Raw genomic sequence first — 11797 nt, forward strand, 5'->3', positions numbered from 1 at the left:
TTTTTTGCGCAAAACAGCCTTCAAGCGGTGCAGTTGCCGCATCCCGCACTATAAGTTATAGGAGGCTTATATGTCCGTATTGAGTGTTACCAGTGAAATTAAAAAACTGCGTAAAGTATTGCTTCATAGGCCTGGTGCCGAACTACTTCATTTAACTCCCGACACCTTAGGCGAACTGCTGTTTGACGACATTCCGTTCCTTAAAGTCGCTCAGGCAGAACACGACGCCTTTGCCAAGATTTTGAGAGATAACGGAGCTGAAGTTCTGTACCTCGAAGACCTTGCCGCAGAAGCAATTAAAAAACCCGAAATTAGAACAAAGTTTATTGACCAGTTTATCAACGAAAGCGATGTTTATTCCGAAAAGTACAAGGAAAGTCTTCGCGAACTGCTGAACAACATCAAAGATAATAAACAGCTGATTTTAAAAACGATGGAAGGCATCGATATTAAGGAACTTAATATCAAAGGTAATGCCTCATTAGTTGACTTTGTCGGCGATTCCGATTCGTCAATGATTGTCAACCCCATGCCTAACCTGTATTTTACCCGCGATCCTTTTGCTACGATCGGAAACGGCGTAAGCTTGAATAGGATGTTCTCCGTTACTCGTAACCGCGAAACAATTTATGCCGAATATATTTTCGATCATCATCCCGATTATGCAGGAAAGGTTCCCAAGTTCTATGATCGCTATGATCCGCCCCACATCGAAGGCGGTGATATCCTCAATATAAACGAAAAAGTTTTAGCCATCGGTATTTCGCAGCGCACCACAGCAAACGCGATCGACCTTATCGCAAAAAAGATTTTCTTTAACAGCGATTTGAAGATCGAAACGATCCTCGCGTTTGACATTCCCGTAAGTCGCGCATTCATGCACTTGGATACGGTATTTACGCAGATCGATCACGACAAATTTACCATCCATCCCGGTATTCTCGGCCCGCTCCGCGTATTCACTATCACCAAAGGCGCTGCAAAAGGCGAGTTGAAGATTGTTGAAAATGATACGACACTCGAAAAAACGCTCGCTCAGTACACCGGTACCGGCCATGCAGAGCTTATTCAGTGTGCAGGCGGCGACAGGATTGCTGCAGCACGCGAGCAGTGGAACGACGGTTCGAACACGCTGTGTATCAGCCCCGGAACAATCGTTGTCTACGAAAGAAACGATGTTACCAACGAAATCCTCGCGAAGCACGGACTAAAGGTTCTGACAATGCCGAGCGCGGAACTTTCACGTGGACGCGGCGGTCCCCGCTGTATGAGTATGCCGCTCGTACGCGATAACTAAATCGTACATTGCTTTATACTGCCGATGCTGTTTTTGTATTAAGTTGAATAATAAAGAAAGCGGCATCGGCAAATTTTATTATTGCCCGCATATAAGCGGGTATGAATTTTAAGCGCTATAACAATAGCAAGGAGTTTTTATGGGTGTGAATCTTTTAGGACGCAGCTTCTTAAAGTTGTTGGATTTCAGCTCAGCAGAAATCAGGTATTTGTTGGATCTTTCAAAAGAATTAAAAAAATTGAAGATGACACATACCCCGCACGATCACTTAAAAGGAAAAAACATCGTATTACTGTTTGAAAAAACCTCAACACGCACACGCTGTTCTTTTGAAGTTGCCGCAATGGATTTAGGTATGGGTTCAACCTTCCTTGATCCTGCAAGCTCTCAAATGGGGCATAAAGAAAGCATCGAAGATACCGCACGGGTTTTAGGTCGTATGTACGACGGTATCGAATACCGCGGTTTCAGCCAAGAAATCGTTGAAAAACTGGCAAAATATGCCGGTGTACCGGTTTGGAACGGCTTAACCAATGAATTCCATCCTACGCAGATGCTCGCAGACGTACTAACCGTTGAAGAGCATTTCGGTCATTTAAAAGGCATCAAGCTGACCTTTGTCGGCGATGCACGCAACAATGTTGCCAATTCGCTGATGGTTGTATGCGCAAAGATGGGTATGCACTTTACCGCATGCGGCCCCAAGGACTTGTTCCCCTCCGCCGATTTGGTCAAGACCGCCGAAGCGATTGCAAAAGAAACCGGCGCAACCATCACGCTTACCGATGATGTAGAAAAAGGCTGTAAAAACGCAGACGTATTGTACACCGACATTTGGGTATCGATGGGCGAACCCGACAGCGTATGGGAATCCCGCATTAAGCTGTTGAGCAAATATCAGGTGAACAAGAAGATGATGGCTCTTGCCAACCACAACGCTATCTTCCTGCACTGCTTGCCTTCGTTCCACGATCTGAATACGAAAGTCGGACGCGAAGTAAACGAGAAATTCGGTATTCCCGAAATGGAAGTAACCAACGAAGTCTTTGAATCGGTACAGTCAAAGGTATTCGATCAGGCTGAAAACCGTATGCATACTATTAAAGCGGTTATGTATGCGACCTTAAAGTAAAGCGAGCGGCAATACGAATATGAAAAAAGAAAGAATTGTCGTAGCGCTCGGCGGAAATGCGCTTGGAAACAATCCGCAGGAGCAGCTTGCGTTAGTAAAAGAAACGGCAAAATCGATTGTCGCATTGGCAGAAAACGGCTATGAAATCGTTATCGGACATGGTAACGGGCCTCAGGTCGGTATGATTAATTTGGCAATGGATTATGCAGCGAACGGGGGCGCAGGGACTCCTGCAATGCCGTTTGCCGAATGCGGTGCTATGAGCCAAGGATACATCGGCTATCATCTGCAGCAGGCGATCGGCGATGAGCTGAAACGACGAAATGTTAAGCGTGAAGTCGTATGCCTTATCACACAGGTTTTGGTGTCCGAAAATGATCCTGCGTTCACAAACCCGAGCAAGCCTATCGGTATGTTCTATACAAAAGAACAAGCTGATAAAATTAAGGCTGAAAAACCTGACCAGACCTTTGTTGAAGATGCCGGTAGAGGCTACCGCCGCGTTGTTCCGTCACCGCAGCCGGTCGCAATTATCGAACGCCCCGTTATCGAGGAATTGGTTGCTAAAGGGCACATCGTTATCACCGTCGGAGGCGGCGGTATTCCGGTTCTGCAAAAGGCGGACGGTTTGCACGGCGTCGATGCGGTTATCGACAAGGATAAGTCCTGCGCAAAACTCGCAGCAGATGTTAAAGCCGATAAGCTTGTCATCTTAACGGCAGTTGAGCAGGTTTGTATTAATTTCAATAAACCCAATCAGCAGGCTTTAAGCAAACTGAACATTGCCGAAGCGGAAAAATATATTGCCGAAGGGCATTTTGCGAAGGGCAGTATGCTTCCCAAGGTGGAAGCATGCTTACAGTTTGTCCGTAATCACAAAGAAGGACAAGCGGTTATTACCTCGCTGGCAAATGCAGGCAATGCGCTGAAAGGCGGAAACAGCACGGTTATTACTGCAAACTAATCTATCGCGCTGACAGTCGACGCCGCACAAATAAGTACATTGCTGTTTACTGCGGCGTGTCGGCCTATTGCCGGTACTCCGGTTAGAAAGACGTTGTCTTTTAACCGGAGCTTGCATCATATATATATCGTATAGATGATGAAGGCAAACCGGTTTTTAAATAAATTGGAGGAAAAAAAATGGGAAAAGATAAAAAAAAGAGGGCGTCCCTCTCGGCATTCTCGATCCTGTACATTATTTTACTTGTACTGGCTGTAATCACTTGGATTATTCCCGATGTACAAAACGCAACGCTCGGAACAATCGTTATGGCGTCCTACAATGGATTTTCCAATGCGCTTGACGTCTGTTTCTTCGTATTGGTACTCGGCGGCTTCTTGGGCATTGTAACAAAAACCGGCGCTCTTAACGCAGGTATTACTCATCTTGTCAAGAAGTTAAAGGGTAATGAGCTTATTCTTATTCCGATCCTGATGACACTGTTCTCAATCGGTGGAACGACTTACGGTATGTCCGAAGAGACCGTTGCTTTCTATGGACTGTTGGCGGCAACGATGGTCGCTGCCGGTTTTGACTCGATGGTAGGTGCTGCAACCGTATTGCTCGGCGCCGGTGTAGGCGTTCTCGGTTCAACGGTAAACCCCTTTGCAACCGGTATCGCTATCGACAGCGTTAACAAGAGCTTCGAAGAACTCGGCATTCAGAGCAGTGTAAACAACGGTGTAGTTATCGCGTTGGGTATTGTTCTTTGGCTTTCTTCTCTCATTATAGCATGTGCGTTTGTAATGTCTTATGCAAAGAAAGTAAAGCGAGATAAAGGTTCTACCATTCTTTCCTTGCAGGAACAAGAAATCATGAATACGGAATTCTCCAAGAAAGATACGGACGTTGAAGTTGCCTATACCGGAAAAATGAAGTTTACGATGGGTGTCTTCGCATTCGGTTTCTTCGTAATGATTATTTCCGTTATTCCGTGGGATAAATTCAATGTTACCATATTCCAGGGCTGGTCTTCATTCTTAACAGGTGCTGCAATCGGTGAATGGTGGTTCGGCGAACTCGGTATGTGGTTCTTTATCATCGGTTTGATTATCGCGTTTATCAACAGATTCACCGAAAACGAAATTGTTTCCGCATTCATGGAAGGTGCCAAGGATATCATGGGTGTTGTTCTCGTTATCGCTGTTGCTCGTGGTGCTTCCGTACTGATGGGCGAAACCGGTTTGGATAAATACGTTCTCGAACATGCTTCCAAAGCGTTGGAAGGCTTGCCTGCATTTGCATTTGCACCGCTTTCATACATCTTGTATGCACTGTTGTCCTTTGTTATCCCGTCGACCTCAGGTTTGGCAACCGTATCAATGCCGATTATGGGGCCGCTTGCTCAGAACTTAGGCTATAACCCCGCTGTTATGGTTATGATTTTCTCCGCAGCATCCGGTATCCTGAACCTGTTTACCCCCACGAGCGGTGTCGTTATGGGCGGTCTTGCGAGCGCACGTATCGAATACAGCACATGGCTCAAATTTGTCGGAAAACTACTTGCTATGCTGTTTATCGTTAACCTCGTTGTTCTGACTGTAGGAATGATGATTCTGTAAAGATAATCTCCGGGCATAAAAGCCTTAAGGCCGTTGGCGCCTAAAAATTTCGGTTTTTACGTGCTACATATTTAATCAACATACCCCGACGCAAGCGTCGGGGTACAATGCTCAACGTTTCGCATTGTATGTTCTATAAGGTGGTTGCAGTCGGCTTTAATACCCTTTGTTACGACGCAAGCGTCGGGGTATTAAACCATCCGCACGAATAAATGAAAACAGCCTATTAACTCAAACGGGTTAATAGGCTGTTTTTTTACTTTTAGAGGGAAACGCATCAGATGTTTGACCAATATTGTCGTACGGCTTCCTTAAAGCGGAGTCCGCGGTCAAACTCATTTTTAAACATGCCGAAACTCGTAGCGCCGGGGGAAAACACGACGATCTCTTGTGTTGTAGTATGGCTGCTTTGCGGCACCGTATTGTTGCTTTGCGGTGTATGTTCGCATTCTCGGTGGACGGCCTCAAGTAGTGTCGATAGGTCTTGAAAGGGACCGAAGTACAGAGTGTGTTGTGCTTGCAGCAGCGGGATTAATTTATCGGTGCCCGTACCGGCGAGTAAAAACAAGGCTTTTGCTTTTTTAAGCTCCGGTGCAAGCGCGGTAAAATCGAGTTTTTTGTCGGTACCGCCGGTGATGAGGATAATCGGTTTTTCAAAGGCATTGACCGCTGCTGCCGCCGCTTCGGGAATTGTTGCTGCGGAATCATTATAGAATTTGAATTGGTCTGTTTCGTAAAAAAATTCGAGCCGGTGAGGGATACCGCCGTAGTTTTGCATAACGGCTGGAATTTTTTCCGGATTTACGCCGTATAAAGCAAGAGCGAGCGAGGCTGCCATAACGTTTTGCTTGAGCGCTGCGCCGGGCACCGCAATTCGGGGCGGCAGTAATAACCGATCATCGCCCGGTGTCAACCGCATACATGCGGAGCCGTCGGGAGCTATCCATGCGCCGACAAGATACGTCGGCAGCGGGTGTGCGCTGTACCAAAAGACCTGTCCGGCAGTTTCCTGTGCAAAGGTCTTTCCCCATCCGTCGTCGTAATTGCATACGGTGTAATCGGTCTTATCCTGATTGCGGTAGATAATTTTTTTGTCGGCGACATAGCGTTCCATCGAACCGTACCAGTTTTGATGATCGGGCATAATGTGAGTGATAATCGCTATTTTCGGTTTCAGCTGAGGGCAGTGTGCAAGGTCGCCAAGCTGCCAACTGGAAAGCTCCAACACAACCGGTGTATCGGAATTTGTTTCGGTTAAGAAGGTGAGTGGACTTACCGTGATGTTGCCGCCGAGAAATGCCGGTATGCCGCATTGCTGCAGTCCGTAGTATAGCGCGCTGACGGTTGACGATTTGCCCTTGCTACCGGTTACGGCAAGTACCGGCGCAGAACTCAGCTGCAAAAAAATCGAGATATCCGTTTCGATGCAGTGCGCTGCGGCAAGATACTGGTTCCCCTCGGATTTTACGCCGGGGTTTTTAATCACCATATCCGCCGTACGGAAATCTTCGATATTATGACCGCCGAGCGCAAAGCGTACATTAGGATAGTGTCGCAGCTCTGCGACGGAGGGTGCAAGCTCCTCCTCGGTTTTCATATCGGTTACGATAACCTCTTTTGCACCGTGTTCCGCAAAAAAACGCGCGGACGCAAGCCCTCCGCCGTTTAAACCCAGTCCCATAATCGTTACCGAAAGCCCTGCAATATCGTTTAAATTCCGTATCATCATTCAACGATAGTATCAAAAAAAAAGCCTTTAGGAAAGAATGGAGATCTTTAAAAACTCGGTTGTTTTTTTAGAGATGTTCCAAAGTATTAAATCCCGCATTAATACGCCAGAATGTCCGTTTTTGCATTACCTTGACTATTATACCCCGTAAAGTTAAAATGTTAATATGAAAGATACATTGATAGATGGTGCCGTCCGTAAGATTCCTGATTTTCCTAAGAAGGGAATTTTGTTTTATGATATTACGGGGCTTCTGATAAATCCTGAAGCGTTTCACTATTGCTTGGATAAGCTTACGGGCTTTTATAAGGATGAAAAAATCGATGCGGTTGCGGCTATTGAATCGCGCGGTTTTATTTTTGCGGCTCCTTTTGCCGATAGGCTCGGTATTCCGCTGATTCTCATTAGAAAAAAAGGAAAGCTGCCGGGTGAAACCTATTCCTGTTCTTATGACCTCGAATACGGGCAGGCAACGATCGAAGTTCACACCTCCGATATACAAAAAGGCCAGCGGATATTGCTGCTCGACGACTTGATTGCAACCGGCGGCACGCTGAACGCTGCGCGGAAAATGCTGAATCAGGGCGGTGCCGAGGTGGTTGGCTTTTGCGGCGTTATCGGATTGCCGTTTTTGCACTATGACAAACTTCTCGGTGATTTACCGATTAAAACACTGATTGAATACGACAGCGAATAGGGATGAATTTTTAAAATGATTACATTAATTAAAGATATACTGACACAAAAACCGGACGGGCAGGAGGTTGCCGTCTACGGATGGGTGCGTACCAAACGCGAAACAAAAAACCTCATTTTTATTCAGGTAAACGACGGTTCATGCTTTGCTTCAATTCAGCTTACCTTTGACCGCGATAAGGGAATCGATGCGCAAACCGAAAAAGAATTAAGCAGGATTACGACCGGTGCCTCGATTAAAGCGGTCGGAGCATTGATCGAATCTCCCGCATCGGGACAGGCCGTAGAGGTCGCTGCAAAAACGATTTTTGTGTACGGCGAGGCTTCCGGAGAAACCTATCCGCTGCAAAAAAAACGGCATACGTTTGAGTTTTTACGCGACATAGCTCACTTACGCGCTCGTACCAATACGTTCGGAGCGGTTGCCCGTGTGCGGAATCAAATGGCTTTTGCCGTGCATAACTTCTTTCAAGAACATGGGTTCCAGTACGTGCATACGCCGCTGATTACCGCTTCGGATTGCGAAGGCGCCGGCGAAATGTTTCAGGTAACCACGCTCAATATGCAGGAGATTGTCCGCAAGGCTTTAAAAGATAAAGTTGATCCTGCCACCTTCGCAGTCGATTACAAACAAGACTTCTTTGAACGGGAAGCCTATCTGACGGTTTCCGGTCAGCTTGAGATAGAAACGTATGCAACGGCGCTTTCACGGGTCTATACCTTTGGACCGACCTTCCGCGCGGAAAACTCAAACACGACGCGGCACCTCTCCGAATTTTGGATGATAGAACCGGAGATGTCGTTTTTCCGGCTTGAGGACAACATGGATTTAGCGGAGAAATTTGTTGTCTACCTCCTTAAATGGGCGTTAACTCATTGCAGAGCCGACCTTGAATTCTTTAATGCACAGATTAAACCGGGTCTTATCGAAACGCTGGAACACGTGGTGGAGTCCAAGTTTACCCGCATCACTTACACCGATGCGGTGAAAGAACTTGAAAAGCACGCTTCCGAGTTTGAGTTTAAACCGTTCTGGGGTTGCGATCTTCAAAGCGAGCATGAAAAATATTTGACCGAGCAGGTTTTTAAAGGCCCCGTTATCGTAACGGATTATCCCAAGGAAATAAAAGCCTTCTATATGAAGCAAAATGATGACGGCAAAACGGTACGGGCGATGGATGTACTGGTGCCGGGACTGGGAGAGATTATCGGCGGTTCCGAACGGGAGGATAACCTTACTGCGCTGGAAACCCGTATGACCGATCTCGGTCTTGATGTCAAAAACTACTGGTGGTATTTGGATTTGCGCCGTTACGGCACCGTACCGCATTCGGGATTCGGACTCGGATTTGACCGGTTGCTTCTCTATGTTACCGGTATGGCGAATATCCGCGATGTTATTCCGTACCCGCGGACTCCGAAATCTGCGGAATTTTAACCCCGGCAACGTGTTGTACCGCAACGCAGCGTATTTATACGGGATGTACCGGTATGCAGTGTACCGGTACATGATGCGTTTGTATGTACCGTACTTACACGCTCCGACCATAAAACCGGCAGTATGAGTAACCGTTCTTGGAATACCGAGGCACTTGTGCTGTCGGTTTCTTCTTTTAGCAGTGACCATCGGAACGTGTCGCTCCTTGTGCCGCAGGAGCACGGGTGTACGATTGTACCGGCAACCCTATTCGGCGGTGCACGGAGTAAACTGCGGGGGATGGTTTCTACCTACCAGAGCGGGCAAGTCTGGCTCTATTCAAACCCGATAAAAAATTCAAACAAAATTACCGATTTTTCAGTGAGCGCCTACCGGATGGAGCTGCGCGAAAGTTTAGCCCGCAGCTGGTGCGCTGCCGTGTGTAGCGAAATCACGATAAAGACCTGCGGCACGGTGAACTGGCAGCTGGTAAACGCTTTTTTGGATGGGCTGTGCGTTTCCGACGATGAAGGATGCGAGCGGGGGCTCCTGCGCTTTTTATGGCGGCTGCTACAGACGGCAGGCGTTGCCCCCGATATATTCCACTGCGGCACATGCGGTGCAGAGATTGCACGTAGCGCCGGAGTTGTAACCGGCAGTGCGGAGATTGTAAGCATCGGTGCGGGGAGCGGCGGCAGGGGGATAACCAATGCTGCGGGGTGGGGGAGCCGCGGTGCCGAAATTGCAGCCGACGCTGAAATTGCGGCAAACGCTGCGTCCTGCCCGGCGGAAACGTGCTGCGCCGTATATAGCCCCGCAGAGGATGAGTGCTTTTGCAGTTCCTGCCGCCGGTTCGATGCCCATACGTTTCCGCTTTCTGCAGAGGCTTTCAGGTATTTGTATGCCGTAACGGAAAAAGCTCCCGGCTATTCACGGCACTTGCCGCTCAGCCCCGCCGCTTATGGGGAGCTCAAGCGGTTCCTCTTCTTCTTAACCGAAAAGATGGCAGGGGCACCGCTCAAAACCTTTCAGATGGGGTATGTGTAATTTCTAAAGTTGCAGAGGGGGTAATGGGCATCTCTACAGATGATACCTTGAGTGTTTGAAAGATGCCCTCATATCAATCTGTTAACTCAGACTCCTTTTTATATTTTTTATAGTTTTTTTGTGCTTTGTATAATATGCTTGCAACTATCAATGTAACTAACCCGATAATCCCACTCAAAATAATTTTAGAGACTTCAAAGTTGCTTTTGTATACTTTATACGCAGAAAATACAAACAATGCAAAAACAATGATAAATCCTTGCAAATAAGCATTCTTTATATTTTTATATTGTTCTGCCAAATCGGAATTATCGGTCAACAATTTTTGCGGTTCTTTTTCGTTATTTTCAACTACGAGTATTTCTTTATTAAAGCCTTGAAAAGAATTAGCTATTTTCCCATCACCATGTGCATACGGTCTAAATCTAACTTTTCCAAACACTATGCTACATTGGTTTAATGGAGCTCTATACACCCTTGTTCCATTCTCTTTTAGCATTTGTATATAGCTATCATTTTCGCTTGATGAGTTTGCGCCTATAAATTGTGTAGAATAAGAATAATTTTTATCGGTTTTTTCAAAATTATATACGAAATTATTGATCGCCTTTAATCGATAACCTTTTTTAGCCGTTTCATTTAGCCATGTTTCCAAATCACTTATCGGATCTAAAAAAAATTTAATTTTCTGCATATTATCTACCTCGTATATTTTTTATCAATAATTGAAGTTCATGCAATCGATTCGCCTCTTTTTTAACCTGTTCTTTTCCTGCTTCGGTTATAATATAATTGACTTTTCCATCGACTCTTGAAGATTCAACAATCCATCCTTTGTCTGCCAGATTCTTTATGGCTCCATAGAGAGTCCCCATTCCCAAAACAACTCTTCCATCGGTTTTTTCTTCAATAAATAATTTAACTCCATAGCCATGCAGTTCCTTATATAAGGCTAATAAAACCAATAATGTCGTTTCAGTTAAAGCCCCACTAGATATATTATCTCTCACACTTATTGCTTCCTTTCTTTATATCACTATGCGTAATATATCACTATCCGTAGTATTTGTCAATATTAATGAATATTTTACTTAACTTTTAGTTGATAAGTCACAAATCTTACATTGAGACAATAACATCACAGAAGAATTTTCTGGATCACCGCTAAGTGGCGCAAATTATCAACCTAACGTTAGCTTAACCTGCATTGCCGCAAAGGTAATGGCAGGTTGAAGCGGGTGTTAGATGTCTTTTATTTATTTTTCTATGATGAATGATCTATAACACAGAAAAATTCTATATGAATCAAAGCGTACACACTTAACCCCAAAATGTGTCTTCTGCCGATTGTTGTTCGGCAAAAGTCCATACTTCTTGTATCTTGCCATTTTCTATTTTGAATAGATCAATACCCGGATCATTGAGCTTATCAGCACCTTTCTCCGCTACGGAAACAACACTTGCAGCAACAACACACTCGTTGCTCGCAGCCCAATTGGTAATATCATCTGAGTACGGGCACAAAAAGGTTTAATGAACTCGAAAGATTAATGCCTACGACAACTCGAACTGTTTTAACAAGACAGCTCCGTCAGCTTGAAAAAGATAAACTAATCGACCGCAAAGTCTTTGCCGAAGTCCCGCCTCATGTTGAATACTCTTTGAGTAAATTAGGAACTCAGTTTCAAAAAGTATTAGACGAGATTGAGATTTTTGGTTTGAATTATATCGCCGAATTAAATAAAATGCAAAAAGGAAAAAGTAGGTAGCATTTTTATCGATGTATTACTTTTTATATTGAAACCTATTTATGGTATCATTTTCAAATTCCCGTAGATAGGTCTTTTGACAATTGTTCATAAGTGGTGTTGGTTGTCACCTTGATATAATTTTAAATTGGAATACGATTTACCC

Annotated in this window: 12 protein-coding genes; 8 read left to right on the forward strand and 4 right to left on the reverse strand. The window is 45.4% G+C overall.

Translation table 11 applies throughout. The features are described 5' to 3' along the window. Positions 1 to 70 precede the first annotated feature (70 nt). From arcA to ABH09_RS02485, 4 genes are all read left to right on the forward strand, one after another. Positions 71 to 1297 carry an arginine deiminase gene (arcA, locus tag ABH09_RS02470; RefSeq protein WP_253715068.1) on the forward strand — a complete coding sequence of 409 codons (1227 nt, stop codon included), beginning with the start codon at positions 71 to 73 and terminating at the stop codon, positions 1295 to 1297. Between the two features lie 139 nt (positions 1298 to 1436). Continuing rightward, a complete protein-coding gene (gene argF / locus ABH09_RS02475) occupies positions 1437 to 2429 on the forward strand; it encodes an ornithine carbamoyltransferase (protein WP_253715069.1) in 993 nt (330 codons plus the stop codon). 19 nt (positions 2430 to 2448) lie between these two features. After that, positions 2449 to 3393 (forward strand): carbamate kinase, encoded by a 945-nt coding sequence (gene arcC / locus ABH09_RS02480; protein ID WP_162662450.1) that lies wholly within the window; start codon positions 2449 to 2451, stop codon positions 3391 to 3393. A 179-nt stretch (positions 3394 to 3572) separates the two neighbouring features. Next, complete coding sequence (locus tag ABH09_RS02485) at positions 3573 to 4994, forward strand: YfcC family protein (protein WP_162662451.1); 1422 nt, start codon at positions 3573 to 3575, stop codon at positions 4992 to 4994. Between the two features lie 277 nt (positions 4995 to 5271). Here ABH09_RS02485 and murD read toward each other — a convergent pair whose 3' ends face one another. Then, positions 5272 to 6723 (reverse strand): UDP-N-acetylmuramoyl-L-alanine--D-glutamate ligase, encoded by a 1452-nt coding sequence (murD, locus tag ABH09_RS02490; protein WP_253715070.1) that lies wholly within the window; start codon positions 6721 to 6723, stop codon positions 5272 to 5274. Positions 6724 to 6889: 166 nt separating this feature from the next. On the opposite strand from murD, the gene ABH09_RS02495 reads away from it, so the two are divergent. The 3 genes from ABH09_RS02495 (at position 6890) to ABH09_RS02505 (ending at position 9883) form a co-directional block, all read left to right on the forward strand. Further along, positions 6890 to 7420 (forward strand): adenine phosphoribosyltransferase, encoded by a 531-nt coding sequence (locus tag ABH09_RS02495; RefSeq protein ID WP_253715071.1) that lies wholly within the window; start codon positions 6890 to 6892, stop codon positions 7418 to 7420. Positions 7421 to 7435: 15 nt separating this feature from the next. Beyond that, positions 7436 to 8857, forward strand: coding sequence for an asparagine--tRNA ligase (asnS, locus tag ABH09_RS02500; protein WP_253715072.1), 1422 nt, complete (start codon positions 7436 to 7438; stop codon positions 8855 to 8857). A gap of 123 nt (positions 8858 to 8980) precedes the next feature. Continuing rightward, positions 8981 to 9883: a DNA repair protein RecO gene (locus ABH09_RS02505; RefSeq protein ID WP_253715073.1), complete on the forward strand. Its 903-nt coding sequence runs from the start codon at positions 8981 to 8983 to the stop codon at positions 9881 to 9883. 73 nt (positions 9884 to 9956) lie between these two features. Here the strand turns inward: ABH09_RS02505 and ABH09_RS02510 are convergent, their stop codons facing one another. From ABH09_RS02510 to ABH09_RS02520, 3 genes are all read right to left on the reverse strand, one after another. Then, complete coding sequence (locus ABH09_RS02510; RefSeq protein ID WP_253715074.1) at positions 9957 to 10577, reverse strand: DUF2812 domain-containing protein; 621 nt, start codon at positions 10575 to 10577, stop codon at positions 9957 to 9959. Between the two features lies 1 nt (position 10578). Beyond that, positions 10579 to 10893 carry a PadR family transcriptional regulator gene (locus tag ABH09_RS02515; protein ID WP_162662462.1) on the reverse strand — a complete coding sequence of 105 codons (315 nt, stop codon included), beginning with the start codon at positions 10891 to 10893 and terminating at the stop codon, positions 10579 to 10581. Between the two features lie 310 nt (positions 10894 to 11203). Then, on the reverse strand, positions 11204 to 11407 hold the full coding sequence (locus ABH09_RS02520; RefSeq protein WP_253715075.1) for a nuclear transport factor 2-like protein: 204 nt from the start codon (positions 11405 to 11407) through the stop codon (positions 11204 to 11206). Positions 11408 to 11433: 26 nt separating this feature from the next. On the opposite strand from ABH09_RS02520, the gene ABH09_RS02525 reads away from it, so the two are divergent. Then, positions 11434 to 11652, forward strand: a complete 219-nt coding sequence (locus tag ABH09_RS02525; protein WP_253715076.1) for a winged helix-turn-helix transcriptional regulator — start codon at positions 11434 to 11436, stop codon at positions 11650 to 11652. Positions 11653 to 11797: the final 145 nt, after the last annotated feature.

Origin of the sequence: Treponema sp. OMZ 803, assembly GCF_024181165.1 — a bacterium.
Taxonomy (GTDB): Bacteria; Spirochaetota; Spirochaetia; order Treponematales; family Treponemataceae; genus Treponema.

Coding starts and splice junctions, on each gene's coding strand:
- arcA (WP_253715068.1), top strand. CDS start 71: ATGTCCGTATTGAGTGTTACCAGTGAAATTAAAAAACTGCGTAAAGTA.
- argF (WP_253715069.1), top strand. CDS start 1,437: ATGGGTGTGAATCTTTTAGGACGCAGCTTCTTAAAGTTGTTGGATTTC.
- arcC (WP_162662450.1), top strand. CDS start 2,449: ATGAAAAAAGAAAGAATTGTCGTAGCGCTCGGCGGAAATGCGCTTGGA.
- ABH09_RS02485 (WP_162662451.1), top strand. CDS start 3,573: ATGGGAAAAGATAAAAAAAAGAGGGCGTCCCTCTCGGCATTCTCGATC.
- murD (WP_253715070.1), bottom strand. CDS start 6,723: ATGATGATACGGAATTTAAACGATATTGCAGGGCTTTCGGTAACGATT.
- ABH09_RS02495 (WP_253715071.1), top strand. CDS start 6,890: ATGAAAGATACATTGATAGATGGTGCCGTCCGTAAGATTCCTGATTTT.
- asnS (WP_253715072.1), top strand. CDS start 7,436: ATGATTACATTAATTAAAGATATACTGACACAAAAACCGGACGGGCAG.
- ABH09_RS02505 (WP_253715073.1), top strand. CDS start 8,981: ATGAGTAACCGTTCTTGGAATACCGAGGCACTTGTGCTGTCGGTTTCT.
- ABH09_RS02510 (WP_253715074.1), bottom strand. CDS start 10,577: ATGCAGAAAATTAAATTTTTTTTAGATCCGATAAGTGATTTGGAAACA.
- ABH09_RS02525 (WP_253715076.1), top strand. CDS start 11,434: ATGCCTACGACAACTCGAACTGTTTTAACAAGACAGCTCCGTCAGCTT.